Source organism: Variovorax sp. efr-133-TYG-130 (genome assembly GCF_030208835.1).
Classification (GTDB): domain Bacteria; phylum Pseudomonadota; class Gammaproteobacteria; order Burkholderiales; family Burkholderiaceae_C; genus Variovorax.
On the sequence record NZ_JARVTD010000004.1, the window covers coordinates 1 to 15,715 of the forward strand.

At 68.3% G+C, this 15,715-nt stretch carries 13 protein-coding genes; 3 read left to right on the top strand and 10 right to left on the bottom strand.

Annotated elements, in window-relative coordinates; translation table 11 throughout:
* Window positions 1–493: 493 nt before the first annotated feature.
* The 5 genes from QRN67_RS06475 to QRN67_RS06495 form a co-directional block, all read right to left on the bottom strand.
* The gene (locus tag QRN67_RS06475; RefSeq protein ID WP_285411155.1) at window positions 494–877 is read right to left on the bottom strand and encodes a nuclear transport factor 2 family protein; all 384 of its coding nucleotides are present in this window, start codon (window positions 875–877) and stop codon (window positions 494–496) included.
* Between the two features lie 30 nt (window positions 878–907).
* A complete protein-coding gene (locus QRN67_RS06480; RefSeq protein ID WP_285411156.1) occupies window positions 908–1,339 on the bottom strand; it encodes a hypothetical protein in 432 nt (143 codons plus the stop codon).
* Between the two features lies 1 nt (window position 1,340).
* A complete protein-coding gene (locus QRN67_RS06485) occupies window positions 1,341–1,955 on the bottom strand; it encodes a response regulator transcription factor (protein ID WP_081268913.1) in 615 nt (204 codons plus the stop codon).
* Window positions 1,952–4,129 carry a sensor histidine kinase gene (locus QRN67_RS06490; RefSeq protein ID WP_285411157.1) on the bottom strand — a complete coding sequence of 726 codons (2,178 nt, stop codon included), beginning with the start codon at window positions 4,127–4,129 and terminating at the stop codon, window positions 1,952–1,954. The genes QRN67_RS06485 and QRN67_RS06490 overlap by 4 nt, the downstream gene beginning before the upstream one ends.
* Window positions 4,130–4,227: 98 nt before the next feature.
* Entirely contained in the window at window positions 4,228–7,770 is a 3,543-nt protein-coding gene (locus QRN67_RS06495; protein WP_285411158.1) for an indolepyruvate ferredoxin oxidoreductase family protein, read from the bottom strand.
* A gap of 279 nt (window positions 7,771–8,049) precedes the next feature.
* Here QRN67_RS06495 and QRN67_RS06500 point away from each other — a divergent pair, with 279 nt between their 5' ends.
* Window positions 8,050–8,937: a LysR family transcriptional regulator gene (locus QRN67_RS06500; RefSeq protein WP_081268972.1), complete on the top strand. Its 888-nt coding sequence runs from the start codon at window positions 8,050–8,052 to the stop codon at window positions 8,935–8,937.
* Between the two features lie 10 nt (window positions 8,938–8,947).
* On the opposite strand, the gene QRN67_RS06505 is transcribed toward QRN67_RS06500, so the two are convergent.
* From QRN67_RS06505 to QRN67_RS06520, 4 genes are all read right to left on the bottom strand, one after another.
* Entirely contained in the window at window positions 8,948–10,198 is a 1,251-nt protein-coding gene (locus QRN67_RS06505) for an MFS transporter (protein ID WP_285411159.1), read from the bottom strand.
* 103 nt (window positions 10,199–10,301) lie between these two features.
* Window positions 10,302–11,051: a hypothetical protein gene (locus tag QRN67_RS06510; RefSeq protein ID WP_285411160.1), complete on the bottom strand. Its 750-nt coding sequence runs from the start codon at window positions 11,049–11,051 to the stop codon at window positions 10,302–10,304.
* 21 nt (window positions 11,052–11,072) lie between these two features.
* Window positions 11,073–11,852: a hypothetical protein gene (locus QRN67_RS06515; protein ID WP_106938165.1), complete on the bottom strand. Its 780-nt coding sequence runs from the start codon at window positions 11,850–11,852 to the stop codon at window positions 11,073–11,075.
* A gap of 237 nt (window positions 11,853–12,089) precedes the next feature.
* A complete protein-coding gene (locus QRN67_RS06520) occupies window positions 12,090–13,343 on the bottom strand; it encodes an MFS transporter (protein WP_285411161.1) in 1,254 nt (417 codons plus the stop codon).
* Between the two features lie 105 nt (window positions 13,344–13,448).
* On the opposite strand from QRN67_RS06520, the gene QRN67_RS06525 reads away from it, so the two are divergent.
* The gene (locus tag QRN67_RS06525) at window positions 13,449–14,102 is read left to right on the top strand and encodes a hypothetical protein (protein WP_285411162.1); all 654 of its coding nucleotides are present in this window, start codon (window positions 13,449–13,451) and stop codon (window positions 14,100–14,102) included.
* Between the two features lie 17 nt (window positions 14,103–14,119).
* On the opposite strand, the gene QRN67_RS06530 is transcribed toward QRN67_RS06525, so the two are convergent.
* Complete coding sequence (locus tag QRN67_RS06530) at window positions 14,120–14,374, bottom strand: hypothetical protein (protein ID WP_285411163.1); 255 nt, start codon at window positions 14,372–14,374, stop codon at window positions 14,120–14,122.
* A 218-nt stretch (window positions 14,375–14,592) separates the two neighbouring features.
* On the opposite strand from QRN67_RS06530, the gene QRN67_RS06535 reads away from it, so the two are divergent.
* Window positions 14,593–15,705, top strand: coding sequence for a BMP family ABC transporter substrate-binding protein (locus tag QRN67_RS06535; RefSeq protein WP_285411164.1), 1,113 nt, complete (start codon window positions 14,593–14,595; stop codon window positions 15,703–15,705).
* Window positions 15,706–15,715 lie beyond the last annotated feature (10 nt).

Below are 15,715 nucleotides of genomic sequence, written 5' to 3' on the forward strand. Positions count from 1 at the left end.
CACTCCTTCTGCCTACGCAGTTATAAGTGTGTTGCATCGACCGGTTGAATCCGCCGCCGAGTGCGGCCCTCGGAGAGCATTCTGCCCCGCTCGAGCCGGGCCCGGTCTGGCCCGTCCGCCCCAGCCTGGCAAAGACTCGACGATTGCCACTGGAAGGCGCACCTTCCGCAAGGCTTCAGGCTACGCCTTGCGATCCGGCGGGGAAGAGGCGTGCCGCCATGGATCACGATGAGCGCAGGTAGCGACGCGCGACGCTGGCGCCCTTGCGCGCGCCGACATGGCCCGCCGAGCAAATCCTGACGCTAGGGGTCAATTTGGCGAGCTGGGCGGCGGCCGGGACCGAAACACACCTCTAAGTCGTTGATTTCAAAGAAATCACTGTTCCATTCCTAGTGAAAAAATTCCATGCTCAATGGAGATCGACACATGCTGTGGACATGAATAGGTCGAACAGACAAGAAAACCTGCTGCATGCCGCTGACCGCCATCTTGATCATGCGAGCCCTTCGACCCATTGCTGGCGCCAGGCCGGAGCTTCGAAAGGGACTGCAAAGTACTGGGTCTCGCGCGCGACCTTTCCGTCCCGGAATTCCATGATGCTCACCGTGAAGGCGCTCTTGCCCTCATAGTCGATCGCATATTCGGTCACCCAGAGATTTCCCTCTCCTACGATTCGCCGGACAACAAACCCTGAAGGCTTGCCTGGGTGATGGCTTCGAAGCGCTTGCAGGTTCTGTCGCCCGTGGATGACCTCGCCCGACTGCGGGTAGATGCACGCGGCGTCGTCGTGATAGATCTCGTGCTCAGCGACCTGGTCGCCCGCAGCGGATGCAGCCCAGTGTCGATCGATAGCCGCTCGAACCGTCTGTTCTTCCATCATCGATCTCCATTCGGGTTGGCCTGGTTCCTACCAGACACGCCACCACGGCTTGCTCCGGGCATCTTTCGCCACCGGTGCTTCCTCAAGCAGCATCTGGCCGTCCGCGCCGTAGAGCTCCGACTCTTCTCCCTGCACCTTGGCCGAAACGGCCTGGGCGAGTCGCCACATCTTGCGCCGGATTTCTTCGTCGGGGTTCTTCGCGACGAAGTTGCCTTGGTGATGCCACATCCAGGCCATGTTCCCGTCGACGCCATGCTGGGAGTATTCGAGCCATACGGCCATGCTCTGGTCATTGACGCGAAGCACGTCGCCTTCGGTTGTTGTTGTTGCTTCGGCGTATCCGTCGAGCCGCATTTCCTTGTCGGCATGAACGAGGTCGATCCACTCCTGCAGGGAGATCTCAGGGCCGTCTTCGCTGAACCAGTCTTCGCGGCGCGTGATGTAGATGTTGTAGCTCATGTCAAAGCGCATGCTCCCGCAGAAACCGATCGAGCTGGTGACTGTTGGACAACCCCAGCTTCGCAAACACATGCGCCCGGTGCGTTTCCACCGTGCGCTGCTCCAGCGGGGCGAGTTCCAGCGCGATCTGCTTGTTGGGCTTGCCTTCGGCCACGAGGCGGGCCACCTGCATCTCGCGCGGCGTGAGCTTGTCCCACAGCGCCTGCGCTGCTTGCCGTGCCTGCCGGCGCACGGCGTTCTCGCCGGCCTGCCGCAGCGCGCGGGCGATGTTGTCGAGAAGTTGTTCGTCGCTGCAGGGTTTCTCCAGCCAGCCGAAGGCGCCGTTCTGCACGGCCTCCACCGCCATGGGGATGTCGCCGTGGCCGGACAGGAAGATCACCACCAGCGGGCTTTCCTGTGCACGCAGCGCGTCGAACACCTGCAGGCCGCTCATGCCTTCCATGCGCAGGTCCAGGATGGCACAGCCCGCGCGCTGGAGGTCGGCGCCTTCGAGGAAAGCCTCGCCGGAGGCGAAGGTCTGCACCGCATAGCCGCGCGACAGCAGCAGCAGGCCCAGCGAGCGGCGCACGGCCTCGTCGTCGTCCACGATGCACAGGTTGTTGGCAAGAGCGTTCATGGCGGTGAAATTTCCAGCGCAAGGGTAAAGACTGTGCCACCGCCGGGCCGGTCGGCAAAGGAGAGGCGGCCCCGGTGGGCTTCGACGATGGTGCGGCAGATGTTGAGCCCCAGGCCCAGGCCGCCGGCCTTGGTGGTGAAGAAGGGCGCGAACACCTGCTCGGCCAGGCTGACATCGATGCCCGGGCCGTGGTCGGCAATGCGGATGCGCATGCGCCCGTCGAGCACCTCGGCGTCGATTTCCACCACGCGTTGGTCCTGCGGCGTGGCCTGCATGGCCTGCAGGCTGTTGGAGAGCAGGTTGAGCAGCACCTGCTCGAGCAGCACGCGGTCGCCGCGCACCGGGGGCAGCGTGGCGGGCACGCGCACTTCGGCGCGCACCTGGCGTTGGCGCATCTCGCCCTGCAGCAGCGCGAGCACGTTGGTCACCAGCGCCGCCACGGCGCAGTCTTCGGTGCCGACGGTGCGCTGGCGCACGAAGCCGCGGATGCGACGCACGATCTCGGCGCTGCGCTGGGCCTGCGCCATGGTCTCGTCGAGGCTGCTCACCAGCAGCGCCTGGTTGCCCTGCTCGGCAAAGGCCTTGGCCGCGCTCGCGAAGTTGCTCAGCGCCATCAGCGGCTGGTTGAGCTCGTGGGCCAGGGTGGATGCCATTTCGCCGAGGCTGGCCAGGCGCTGGGCGTGCTGCAGCTGCTCGTCGTTCTGGCGCTGGCGCAGCTCGGCGCGCTTCTGCTCGGTGATGTCGACCACGGAGCTCATCCACCCGCTGTGCCGGCCGTCGGCGTCGATCAGCGGCGCGGTGTAGACCATGGTGATCACCTCGCGCCCGTCGCGGTGCCGCAAGCGCGACTCGAAGCCCGAGCGCGCGGGCTGGCCGCTCATCATGGCGTCGTAGTGGTGCCAGTGCCGGGGTACGTCGTCGGGGTGCCAGTACGGGTAGGGCGGCAGCCGGCCGAGCAGCTCGTCGGCGCCATAGCCCGTCATCTCGCAGAAGGCCGGATTGACGTAGGTGATTCGGCCTTCGAGGTCGCGCGCGCGCATGCCGACCAGCAGCGAGTCTTCCATTGCCTTGCGGAAGGCGTGGGCTTCGTCCAGTGCGTGGGTGCGTTCGCGCACGCGCAATTCCAGGTCGCGGCGTGCGTCGCGTTGCTCGGCGAAGCGGCGTTCGCGCAGCTGCCAGTACAGGCCGCCGAGCAGCAGCACGCCTGCGACCAGCAGGCCCAGCATCCAGGTGCGTTCGCGCGCGCGGTCGACTTCGGCGTGGTCGGCCATCACCGTCAGCGTCCAGCCGAGGTCGGGCAGGGGCTCGTCGACCGCGAGAAAGCGGCGTGTCTTGCCGCCGATGCTGGTGCGCACCAGGTAGCCGGGCTGGTCGCCGCCGCGCTCGAGCTGCCACGGCAGCAGCGGGAAATCGGTGCGCGCGCCGTACTGCTGGTCGCGCCGAATGCCTTCCACGTCGGTGGGTGACAAGGCGCGCGTGGCCCGGTACATCCACGGCGCGACCGAGCTCAGGAACACGATGCCGCGCGCGTCGGTCAGCAGGATCGGGTCGCGCACGAAGGTCCAGGCCTCCTGCAGCTGGCGCAGGCTGACCTTGACAGTCACCACGCCCAGCACCGCGCCGCCGTCCGGCCGCACCGGTGCCGAGATGAACAGGCCGGGTTCGCCGGTCGTCTGGCCGAGGCCGTAGAACAGGCCGCTGCGGCCGGCGCGCGCATCGCGGAAGTAGGGCCGGTTGGCGTAGGACTCGCCGACGAAGCTCTGCGGCGTGTTCCAGTTGCTCGCGGCCAGGGTGAGGCCTTGCAGGTCGCTCAGGTACAGCGCGTCGGAGCCGGCCTGGCGGTTCACTTCCTGGATGTAGAGATTGGCGCGCTGCTTCACGGCGGCGTCCTGCGGGTGGGCGAGCGCGGCCAGCACTTCGGGGTGCAGGCCGGCGGTGAAGGGCAGGTAGCTGTATTTGCCGGCGGAGTCGCGCAGGCCGAGCACATGCACTTCCATGGCGCGGCGGATCGAGTCGGCCTGGAAGTTCGCTTCGCGCACGGCGGCCCATTGGCCGGCCAGGCCGATCAGCAGCAGCGCGAGCGCGCAGGCGGCCGTCCATGCGGCCACGTTGCGGTAGCGCAGGCGGGGCGGGGGCGCGGACGGTTCTGGCGGTTCGGGCGTGGTGGGCGGCATGGAGAAAAACGGCGCCGGCCGGCGCGGCGACCGGAATTTTGCCCTGATCGGCACGGGAGGCAGGATCCTGGCTGCCGGCCGCCGTTACCGCCCTGTCGTCATGAGGCGGCGGCACTGAGCAGCTGCCGCTGCGGCGTGCCGCGCTCCAGCTGCCCGGCCAGCGCCTGCCAGCGCACCCGCGCGGCCACCACGCTCTCTTCCTTCACATGCCCGAAGCCGCGAATCTGCTCCGGCAGCCGCGCCAGCGCGAGCGCGCTGTCGAAGTCGATGCGGTCGAAGCGCTCCAGAATGTCTTCGACCATGGCCCGGTAGTCCTCGATCAGCTGGCGCTCCATGCGCCGCTCGGCCGTGCGGCCGAACACGTCGAACGCCGTGCCGCGCAGCCCGCGCAGCTTCGCGAGCACGCGGAACGCGCGCATCATCCATGGCCCGAAACTGGTCTTCACCGCACAGCCTTCGGCATCGCGGCGGCCGAGCACCGGCGGCGCAAGGTTGAAGCGCAGCACGGGCTTGCCCTCGAACTGCTCGTTGAGCTTTTCCATGAAGCGCGGATCGGTGTAGAGCCGCGCGACCTCGTACTCGTCCTTGTAGGCCATGAGCTTGAACAGCCCCGAGGCCACGGCCTTCGCCAGCACGGTGCCGCCGCGCTCGCGCTGTTCGAGCACGCGCACGCGCTCGACCAGTTCCGCATAGCGCTGCGCATAGGCTGCGTTCTGGTACGACGCGAGGAATGCGGTGCGGTCCTTCACCAGTGCCTCGAAGCTCTGCGGCCGCTGCAGCGCCACGACCTTCTGCGGCGAGGCCTCGCGCGTCACCGCCGCGAGGTCGAGCGCCGCCTTGCGGCCCCAGCGGAATGCCGCCTGGTTCGCCTTCACGGCCACGCCGTTGATCTCGATGGCCTTGTCCAGCGCCTGCGCCGACAGCGGCACGAAGCCCTTCTGGAACGCGAAGCCCAGCAGGAACAGGTTGGCCGCGATGGCATCGCCCATGAGCCGCGTCGCCAGTTGCGTCGCGTCGACGAAGTCGACGCGACCTTCCACCGACTCCTCGATGAGTGCGCGCACCTGCGCGGCCGGAAACTGCCAGTCGGGCTGCTGCGCGAAGTGCCCGGTCGGCTGCTCGAAGGTGTTGACCAGCGCATAGGTGCGCCCCGGCCGCATGCGCGCGATGGCGTCCGGCGCGCCGGCCGTGAGCATGTCGCAGCCCAGGATCAGGTCGGCTTCGCCGGTAGGGATGCGCTGCGCCTTCAGTTGCGCCGCGTCGCGCGCGATGCGCACGTGCGAGGTCACCGAGCCGTTCTTCTGCGACATGCCCGTCATGTCGAGCACGCTCACGCCTTTGCCCTCGAGGTGCGCCGCCATGCCGATCAGCGCGCCGATGGTGATGACGCCCGTGCCGCCGATGCCGGTGATCAGGATGTTGTGCATGCCGTCGAGCGCGGTCTGCTTCGGCTCTGGCAGCGGTGCTTCCTCGGCCGCGGACTTCGCGGTCACGGGCGCCTGTTTGCGCGGCTTCACGCCTTCCACGGTCACGAAGCTCGGGCAGAAGCCCTTGATGCAGGATTCGTCGGCGTTGCAGGCGCTCTGGTCCACGCTGCGCTTGAGGCCCAGGTCGGTCTGCTTCGGCAGCAGCGCCGTGCAGTTCGACTGCTCACCGCAGTCGCCGCAGCCTTCGCATACCGCGTCGTTGATGAACACGCGGCGCGCGGCCTGCGGGAACTCGCCCTTCTTGCGCCGGCGGCGCTTCTCGGCCGCGCAGACCTGGTCGTAGATGAGCACCGACACGCCCTCGAACTCGCGCAGCTCGCGCTGCACCGTGTTCAGTTGGTCGCGGTGGTGCACGGTGAGCACGAAGCCATCGCGCTCTGGCGGCAGCATGCTGCGATCGGCCCAGCGCGTCGGGTCCTCGGCCACCAGCGCGAGGCGCTTCACGCCCTCGGCCGCCATCTGGTGTGCGATGCGCGGCACGGTGATCGGGCCGTCGACCGGCTGGCCGCCCGTCATGGCCACCGCGTCGTTGTAGAGGATCTTGTAGGTGATGTTCACGCCCGCCGCCACGGCCGCGCGGATGGCGAGCGAACCCGAGTGGTAGTAGGTGCCGTCGCCCAGGTTCGCGAACACGTGCCTGCGCTTCGAGAACCATGCCTGCCCCAGCCAGGGCGCGCCTTCGCCGCCCATGTGCGTGGTGGTCTTGTTGTGCTCGGGGTAGATGGCGGTGGCCATCACATGGCAGCCGATGCCCGCAAGCGCGAGGCTGCCTTCGGGCACCCTGGTCGATGTGTTGTGCGGGCAGCCCGAGCAGTACCAGGCCGGTCGCGAAGGCGTGGCCACGGCCTTGCCGAGCACCACGTCCTTCGCGTCGAGGATGGCCAGCCGCGTGCGGATGCGGTCGCTGGTGTGGAAGCGCGCCACGCGAGCGGCAACGACGCGCGCGATCTGCGCCACCGAGAAGTCGGCCGTGGCCGGCAGCAGCCACTTGCCGCGTGGATGCGCGCCCCATTCGCCCTGTTCGTCGAACTTGCCGATCACGCGCGGGCGCACGTCCTCGCGCCAGTTGTAGAGATGCTCCTTGAGCTGGTACTCGACAATCTGGCGCTTTTCCTCCACCACCAGGATCTCTTCGAGCCCGTCGGCAAACTCGCGGATCGAATCGGGCTCCAGCGGCCAGGGCATCGACACCTTGAAGAGGCGAATGCCGATGCGCGCGGCTTCGTCCGCGTCGATGCCCAGCTCTTCCAGCGCCTCCAGCACGTCGCGGTACGACTTGCCGGAGGCCACGATGCCCAGGCGTGCCTTGGGTGAATCGATGGTCACGCGGTTCAGCCGGTTCTCGCGCGCATAGGCGATGGCGGCGTAGATCTTGTAGTCCTGCATCAGCGCTTCCTGCTTGCGCGCCTGCACGCCGAGCGTGTCGGTCGACAGGCGCGCATGCACGCCGCCGGGCGGAAAGACGAAGTCCGAGGGCAGCCGCGTGTGCACGTCGAGCGCACCGGCGGCGATGGAGCCCGACGACTCGACCGTGTCCGCCAGCGCCTTGAAGCCGACCGGCAGGCCGGCGAAGCGCGACATCGCAAAGCCGTGCAGGCCGAGTTCGATGTATTCCTCCACGCTCTGCGGATAGAGCATCGGGATCATCGAGGCCGCGAACAGGTGGTCGCTCTGGTTGGGCAGCGTGGAAGAAGAAGCGCCGTGGTCGTCGCCCGCCACCAGCAGGACGCCGCCGTTGGGCGAGGTGCCCGCGTGGCTCATGTGCTTGAACACGTCGCCGCAGCGGTCCACGCCGGGCGCCTTGCCGTACCACATGGCGAACACCCCGTCGACCGCCGCTTCGCCGGTCAGGTGCACCTGCTGCGTGCCCCAGACGGCGGTGGCGGCCAGTTCCTCGTTCACGCCGGGCAGGAACTTCACCGCGTTGGCTTCCAGCTGCGGCTGTGCCTTCCAGAGCGCCTCGTCCAGGCCGCCGAGCGGCGAGCCGCGGTAGCCCGAGACGAAGCCCGCGGTGTTCAGTCCCGCCTTCCGGTCGCGCCATTTCTGCACGAGCATGAGGCGCACCAGTGCCTGGATGCCGCTGAGGTAGATCCGGCCTTCGGTGGCCGTGTATTTGTCGTCCAGCGCAACGCTGGCCAGTTCGTGGGATGCCATGACAGAAAAAGACTCCGGGTAGGACTCGTGGAATGCGGGCATGGCCCCGGTAGGGTGCCGGCCTGCGAAACGCCCCGCCGGGGTAGGCGGCGAGGCAGCAACGATTCTTCCGCCGCGCGCGCGGAAAGTGCTTCTTCGTTTTGGCCGGCTGGCAGGGTTTGCAGAAGATCTGTCTTTTTCTGCGGCATCCGGCCGAAAGGATTTCGTCGGCGCTCCGGCGCCGCGCCGGCCGCACGAGCCGGCCGCACAATGGCGGCCCCGCAGAACGACGAGAACCCGATGAGACCCGACCTCGATTCGCTGGCGCTTTTCCTGCGCGCCATTGAGCACGGCAGCCTGTCGAAGGCCGCCGCCGAGAGCCACATGGTGCTGTCGGCCGCGAGCCGCCGCCTGGCCATTCTCGAGGGGCACCTGGGCGTGGCGCTGCTGAACCGCACGTCGAAGGGCGTGACGCCCACCGGCGCCGGCGAGTCGCTGGCCATGCATGCGCGCCAGATCCTGCGCGACGTCGATCGCATGCGCGCCGACCTGTCCGACTACGCGCAGGGCGCCACCGGCCGCGTGCGCCTGCATGCCAATGCCTCGGCCATGGGCCAGTTCCTGCCCGACGACGTGGCGAGCTTCCGCGTGCGCTACCCCGAGATCCGCGTGAGCGTGGAGGAGCACCGCAGCGTCTACATCGTGCAGGCCATCCGCGACCGGCAGGCCGACGTGGGCGTCATCACCAGCGAGGCGGTCGACCCCGCGCTCAACTTCATTCCCTACCGCACCGACCGGCTGGTGGCCATCGTGCGGCAGAAGCATCCGTGGCGCGGGCGCGAGGTGTCCTTCGAGGAACTGCTCGACTTCGATTTCGTCGGGCTGGAGGACGACTCGGCCATCTCCCGCACGATGGAAGACGCCGCCATGAGCGCGCGCAAGGTACTGCGACTGCGTGTGCGGGTGAAGAGCTTCGAGGCCGTGTGCCGGATGATCGAGGCGGGCATGGGCGTGGGCATCCTGCCCGAGGGCGCCGCCGTGGCCTATCGCAAGGAGATGAAGCTGCGCTTCATCAATCTCAGCGACGCATGGGCCTCGCGCCGCATGTACCTGTGCACGCGGCAGGAGGCGCTGACGTTTCCGCAGCGCCGCCTGGTCGACCACCTGCTGGCGCGCGGCATTCCCTAGCGCACGGCGGTCAGCCCGGCGGCTGCCGGCGCTTCGCGAGCCAGTTCCACCCGGCGCCCGCGGCCATCAGCACACAGGTGCCGAGGAACACGGCGCGCATGCCCACGTGCCCGCCCACGAAGCCGCCGAGCAGCGGCCCCGCGACCTGGCCGGTGTACTGCGCCGAGGTCGAGTAGCCGAGCATGTTGCCGGCCACGCGCTCGGGCACGTTGTGGCGGATCACGCTCGCGATGCACGGCAGCAGCCCGCCGAGCGACAGCCCCATCAGGAAGCGCAGCACCACCAACTGCCAGCCCGAGGTGACGAAGGCCTGCGGCACCAGCAGCACCGCCGACACCGCGAGGCAGCCGACGATCACGTTCCAGTGGCCCACCCGGTCGGCCAGCTTGCCGAGGCGCGAGGCCGAGAGGATGCTGCCCAGCGCGGCCGCGGACATCACGAGGCCGGCGACCATCGTCACGCGGTTCGGGTCCTCGACCAGCGTGGCCACGTACACCGTGATGATCGGCTCGATCGACATGTTCGCCAGCATCAGCAGCATGCCGGTGAAAAGCATCGCGACCAGCGGCCGCTTGTCGGGCACCGCGGCCCAGCCGGCTTCGGCCGCGCCGCGCTGCTTCGACGCGGCGGGAGTTCTCCTTTCCTCGCGGATCAGGAAGGCGGTGGCCAGGAAAGCCACGAAGATCATCGCGCCCGCCGCGAAGAAGGTCGCGCGGATGCCGATCAGCGGCGGCAGCACGCCGCCCACCAGCGGGCCCACGAGGTTGCCCGCCATGATGGCCGACGACATGGTGCCCAGCGCCCAGCCGGTGCGCGCCTTGGGCGTCTGCGTGGCCACGAGCACCATCGAGCCCGAGGCATAGCCGCCCAGCAGCCCGGCCAGCAGCCGCAGGCCGACGAGCTGCCACACGTTGCCCGCGATGCCGATGAGCGCCATCGCCACCGACATGCCCAGGCTCGCGCGGATCAGCATCGGCTTGCGGCCATAGCGGTCGGCCAGCCGGCCCCACAGCGGCGCCACCAGCGCGGCGCTGAAGAAGGTCGCGCCATAGGCCGCGCCCGACCATTGCACGATGGCCGCATGGTCCTTCACGCCCAGCTGCTCGACGTACAGCGGCAGGAACGGCAGCAGCAGCGTCATCGCGATGATGGTGGTGAAGGAGCCGAACATGCACACGGCGAGGTTGCGCTGCCAGTGGGTGTCGGTGGCGGTGTCCGCTGCTTCTGTTGCGGCGGCGTCTGTGGTCGTCGGATTCGTCATGGGGCGGGCCCATTGTGTGACGGCGCGGGCGATGGCGCGCCTGCCGATTGGCGGCGGGGCCCATCGCCGTGCGGGAAGGGCGCGCAGCGGCGGCCCGCTCAGGTCAAAGCGGCCGGACCTGCCATGCCGAGTCAGGCCCGAACAGTGCCTGGCACTTGGGGCATTCCTCGGAGAAGAACGGAATCGTCGCCTTGCACGATGGGCACACGCCCATGCGCACGGGGGCCTCGAAATCGCCCGCCATGGCCGTGCCGGCGAACGGGCCGAACGGTGCCGGTGGTGGCGCGAGCGGCACCAGGGAAGTGAGCAGTCGTTCCTTCAGCGCGGTGCGCGTCTGCTCGTCGAGCCCCTCGCGATCGACGTATGCATCGACGGACTTGCGCCGCTTCTCGAGCCAGTCCGGCTGGTTCTGGCGCCAGACGGTGAACGCCTCCGCCAGCAACATGCGCAACACGGCCGGCGACAGGCCCGTGAAGAGCAGGTGCAGCTCGCCGACGTGCGTGACCAGCGAGATGAAGGTCTGGGCGCTCGGCTGCGTGGTCGAGCTGGTGACCTCCTTGTTGGTGGAGCCGCCGGACAGCAGGCCACCGAACAGGCCGAAGTCCGGGTAGGTGTGCCCCGTCGTCGTGATCGCGTGATTGCCGAGCGAGAGTTCGGCCAGCTCGAAGTAGGGCACCGCCACGGGCTCCCGGCCTTCCACTGCCACGGCCACGCAGGTCGTGCCGAAGGCCAGCGCGACCTTCTCGTCTCTGAAGAAGGCATAGCCTGCCGCGCTCACGACCGTGCATTTCGGCAGCGTGGGCGTGTTCGGCAGCGGCGCGAAATCGAAATCGAGGCGCAGGGGTGACGTCATGGCGGCCGTGGCCGGGGATTTTCAGCGGGTCTTGACTTGCGAGCGCACGAACTCGAACACCGAAGTCTTCTCGCTCGCCGTCACCTCGAGGCGGATCACGTCGTCGGGCCGGGGGTTCGGGTCGCAGCAGTTCTTCAAGACCAGGTCGCCCGTCACCATCTGCAGCGGCTCCACCGTGTTCAGCTGCAGGATCGAGTTGGCCGACTGCTCCTGGCTCTCCGCGTTGTATTCGATCTGCCGGATGCCCAGCACCGTGGCGCCGCCCACGGCCGCGCCGGCCAGCATGCCGGCCACGGGGTCGTAGACGCGCACCGTGTTCGTGCCGGCGAAGCTCGTGATGCCGTGGCGGCCGACCACCGAGCCTGAGTAGTTCTGGCGGTAGGTCTGGCGCGAGGCACCATAGGCCGCCGCGCCGGCGGCCAGTCCGCCGATGATGGCCAGCGCCACCTGCTTGGCCTGTTTCTCCGACTGGATCTCGGCAATGCGCTCGCTGTAGGTGTAGATCTGCACCGGCGCCCCGCGGAAATAGGCCTTGACGTTGTCGGTGCTGAAGTTCACGGGCGCGGCCGTGTTGTTCGCGTAACCCAGCGTGAAAGTCGGCTGGGTCGGGCCCTGCATCTTGAAGCGCGAGTAGACGAAGAGCTCGCGCGATTCGTCCTTCTCGGTCAGCGTACCCACCCCGTCGGTGTACTTGATTGTCTGCGCGGTGTCCTGGCTGGGGCGCGGTGTGTAGGTGATGTTGGCCGTGGCGCAGCCGCTGACGAACACCGAGATGGCAACGACGCAGCAGAGGGTACGCATGGAAGAGCCGCTGCGGGACTCCAGCCGGACAGGGGAGGGTTCGAATTTGCGCTGCAATGCGCCGCTGACAGCAATCACCGGGACTCCGTTCGTTGTGCTGGGGTAAGACTTGGCCCGGTGGCCGAACTGACCAGGGCCTGACCGCACAATCGTAACTTAACGTATCTAAATGTCAGAGGATCGTTACTGACAGCAGTGTGGCTGCGCAGGCCAAGGTGGGAGCTTCTGTGAATTTGTTCACGAATTGCCGACGTCAGGGTGCCACAGGCTGCCCCATGCGCCGACCAGCGCGATGAGCCCGCCTGCCATGACCACTGTGACAGCCGCGCCGAGCCCGCCGAACAGCAGCGCGCCGAGCCCCGCGCCGGCCATCATGGCCGCGGCCGTCAGCGCGAGGCGCAGGCGGATGATGCTGGCGAGTTCGGCGCCTTCGAGCCGTGTCTGCAGGAAGGTCATCATGGGGATGAAGAACATCGGCCCGCCCAGGCCCGACACGAAGGCCGCGGCCATCATCGAAGGCAGCCATGCGGCCTGCGGCAGCAGCCAGAACGGCAGTGGCACCACCGCCAGCGCACCGCCGAGGACGACGTAGCCGTTGAACATGAAGCGGCCGAGCCGCGCTGGCCGGTGGGCAGCCACCCAGAAGTTCGACAGGAAGTCGCCCGCGCCGTATGCGGCCACAAGGGCCGCCACCGCGCCGAGGCCGCTCAGGCCAAGGCCCGACAACCCTGTCTGCGCGACCAGGAACGGAAGGCCGAGGCTCACGCCGATGGTCCAGGCTGCAAGCACTGCGGTGTTGGCCAGCAGCAGGAGGCGGATGTCCTTGTGCCGGACCATGAGCGTGGCACCCTGCATCAGGCGCCGGGAGACCGGCACCGGCGGGGCGGGCGCGGCGGGCCTCTCTCCGAGCTTGCCGAGCTTGCCCATCGCGGCCACGGCCCATGCGGAAGCGAGAAAGCTCACGGCGTTCACGGTCAGGAAGTGCAGCACCGGCAGCACCGCGGCCAGCAGGCCGGCGGCGAAGGGGCCGGTCAGCCGCGACAGCCGCGTCGTGGCGTCCAGCAACGCATTGACGCCCTGGACCCGCTCCTTCGTTCCCGCCACATGTGGAATGCTGGACAGCAGCGCAGGCTGGAACAGCGCGCTCAACGCCGCCAGCGCCATTGCCGACGCGACGAGGCTCCAGAGCGTCAGCCCGTAGATGCCCGCGAGCACCACGGGCAGCACCGCGACGAGCGCCGACACCAGGTCGGTGCCGATCATCGTGGCTCTTGGCGAGAGGCGGTGCGCGAAGAGCCCGGCACCCAGGCTCACAACCAGCACCACCGCGTGCTGTGCCAGGGGCAGGAGGCTGGCGCTGGAGCCGGCAACTTCGATGGCGAGCCACAGCACGGCCATGCGGTTGAGCTCGCTGCCGAAGCCGGAGAAGGCGAGGCCGGCCCACAGGCATGCGGTGCGGCGTTCGCGCAGCAGTTCGATGAACGGGTGCATGGCGCGATTGTGCGCATTCGGCCCGCCAGCAATCTCGCCACCTGGTTGCCGCCCCGCAGGATGGCCACGGCCTGTATGGCGGCGGTCGTATGATCATCCGGCACCATGCGCAACTCACTCGACTTCAGTTCCTGGCAGGGCCTTCTGACAACGCTGCTGGGCCTCGTTGTGGTGTCCCTGGTGGCGGTGGGCATCCGCCTCGTCGTAATGCACGGCGTGCAGCAGCGGCGCGAGCGGCAGAACCGCCAGATCAACGAACGGCTCAAGACGCTGATCGCAGCCTACAAGGTGCTTGGCGGTTCTTTCACGGGAGACCTGTCGGTGGATCCCAGCCATCTGCGCGAACTGCGCGCGCTTGAAGGCGCGGAGACGTCAGCGCTCACCGCCTCCGATCGGCGCCGGCGCATCCGTGATGCGGTCGAGGCTGCGCTGTCGGACGTCATCCTGCTGGGCACCGAAGAACAGGTGCGCCTCGCGGCGCAGGCTGCCAACGACATGGTGGCAGGGAGGCCGGTGGAAACGGCGGAATTGGTGGTGTCGCTGCGCCTTTTCATCCGTGACGTGCTCGACCTCGATCCGATCCCGCCGCATCTCGGCATTCCCAAGCAGGGCCCGGTGCGGGCCAAGGGTGCTGGCTCGCGCGAGGGCGGAGGAGGGAAGGGCAGCGGGGGTTCAGGAAGAGGCAGTGGTGCGGAGGGCGGTGGTGGCCTTGGCGCGGGCCTGCCCGGCGAGACCGCGCACGACCCCGCCTCGTCCTAGCGCAATCGTCGTTGCGGTCAGATGCGGTGCGTGCGGCGTGCGTACAACATCGCCAGCGCCAGCCCTGTGACAGCCGCGCCGCCCCATGCAAAGGCCGGGCTGCGAAGCGCGCGTTGCAGGCGTGCGCGGCGCCCCTGCTCCTGGGCTACGCCGGTTGCGGCCTGCTCCTTGGGCGAGAGCGGGCGCGCGACGTTGGGGTTTTCTTCGCCCTCCAGCACTGCTTGCGAAATATCGAGCGGGGTCAGCGAGTCGTTGACGGTGGATGCGGTCATGGTGGCTGGCCTTTCTTTCTTCTCTCGGTGATGAAACTGTGGCCCTAGGCTCGCGCAGCCCGGCGCCGCGGCCCTAAGGCGAAGCGCCGACATTGAAGTAGGCCAATGCCCCGGCCGCGTCGTGGGCGGCGCCCCGGCTTAAAATGCCGCTCCCTCGCAGCCGGGCGTCCCGGCCGGCTGCGGGGTTTTGCATTTCCGGGGCCATGTAGAGGAACACCATGTACAAAAACCTCGCGGGCCGCGCCGTTCTGGCGTGGGCAGCCGCCTGTTTTTTATCTCCCGCCTTTTCGCAGCCGCAGCCGCAGCAGCAGGCCCCCAAGGCACCGCTGAAGATCGGCTTCGTCTATGTCACGCCGGTCACCGACGCCGGCTGGGTGCGCCAGCATGAAGAGGGCCGCAGGGCCGTCGAGGCGGCGCTCGGCGACAAGGTCAGGACCACTTATGTCGAGAACGTGGCCGAAGGCGCCGATGCCGAGCGCGTGATCCGCGACCTCGCGCAGCAGGGCAACCGGCTCATCTTCACGCCGAGCTTCGGCTACATGGAGCCGACGCTGAAGGTGGCGAAGGACTTCCCTGACGTGAAGTTCGAGTCCATCACCGGCTACAAGGCCGCGACCAACGTGGCGACGGCCAACGCGCGCTACTACGAGGGGCGCTACCTCGCGGGCATCGCGGCCGGCCGCATGACGAAGACCAACGTGGCAGGCTACGTCGCGGGCTTTCCGATTCCCGAGGTGCTGCAGGGCATCAACGCCTTCACGCTCGGCATGCGCTCGGTGAACCCGGGTGCCAAGGTGCACGTCGTGTGGCTCAACGAGTGGTTCGATCCGCCGAAGGAGCGCGACGCGGCGATGGCGCTGTTCAACCAGAACGCCGACGTGGTGGCCTTCCACACCGGCTCCACGGCCGTGATGTCCGCGGCGCAGGAGCGCGGCAAGCTGGCCATCGCGTACCACTCCGACATGCGCAAGATCGCGCCCGACGCGCAGATCGTCGCGGTCACGCACCAGTGGGGCGGCTACTACACGCAGCGTGCGAAAGCCGTGCTCGACGGCACCTGGAAAAGCGGCAGCCTCTGGGGCGGCGTGAAGGAAGGAATGATCCGCGTGGGCGACTTCGGCACCAAGGTGCCCAAGGCCGTGCAGGACGAAGTGCTGGCGCGCCAGAACGACATCGCCGCCGGCAGGCTGCAGCCGTTCCGTGCGGTGGCGGCCGATGTGCGCGACAACGATGGCCACGTCGTGATCGCCAAGGGGGCCCAGCTGGGCGACGAGCAGATCCTGAAGATGAACTGGCTGGCGGAGGGCGTGCAGGGGCGGGTGGGGCGCTGAAACACGTCGG

Bases quoted from the DNA above. Each gene is read 5' to 3' on its own strand.
- QRN67_RS06485 (WP_081268913.1), bottom strand. From the start codon at position 1,955: ATGAACGCTCTTGCCAACAACCTGTGCATCGTGGACGACGACGAGGCC.
- QRN67_RS06520 (WP_285411161.1), bottom strand. From the start codon at position 13,343: ATGCACCCGTTCATCGAACTGCTGCGCGAACGCCGCACCGCATGCCTG.
- QRN67_RS06510 (WP_285411160.1), bottom strand. From the start codon at position 11,051: ATGACGTCACCCCTGCGCCTCGATTTCGATTTCGCGCCGCTGCCGAAC.
- QRN67_RS06490 (WP_285411157.1), bottom strand. From the start codon at position 4,129: ATGCCGCCCACCACGCCCGAACCGCCAGAACCGTCCGCGCCCCCGCCC.
- QRN67_RS06495 (WP_285411158.1), bottom strand. From the start codon at position 7,770: ATGGCATCCCACGAACTGGCCAGCGTTGCGCTGGACGACAAATACACG.
- QRN67_RS06530 (WP_285411163.1), bottom strand. From the start codon at position 14,374: ATGACCGCATCCACCGTCAACGACTCGCTGACCCCGCTCGATATTTCG.
- QRN67_RS06505 (WP_285411159.1), bottom strand. From the start codon at position 10,198: ATGACGAATCCGACGACCACAGACGCCGCCGCAACAGAAGCAGCGGAC.
- QRN67_RS06480 (WP_285411156.1), bottom strand. From the start codon at position 1,339: ATGAGCTACAACATCTACATCACGCGCCGCGAAGACTGGTTCAGCGAA.
- QRN67_RS06535 (WP_285411164.1), top strand. From the start codon at position 14,593: ATGTACAAAAACCTCGCGGGCCGCGCCGTTCTGGCGTGGGCAGCCGCC.
- QRN67_RS06525 (WP_285411162.1), top strand. From the start codon at position 13,449: ATGCGCAACTCACTCGACTTCAGTTCCTGGCAGGGCCTTCTGACAACG.
- QRN67_RS06500 (WP_081268972.1), top strand. From the start codon at position 8,050: ATGAGACCCGACCTCGATTCGCTGGCGCTTTTCCTGCGCGCCATTGAG.
- QRN67_RS06475 (WP_285411155.1), bottom strand. From the start codon at position 877: ATGGAAGAACAGACGGTTCGAGCGGCTATCGATCGACACTGGGCTGCA.
- QRN67_RS06515 (WP_106938165.1), bottom strand. From the start codon at position 11,852: ATGCGTACCCTCTGCTGCGTCGTTGCCATCTCGGTGTTCGTCAGCGGC.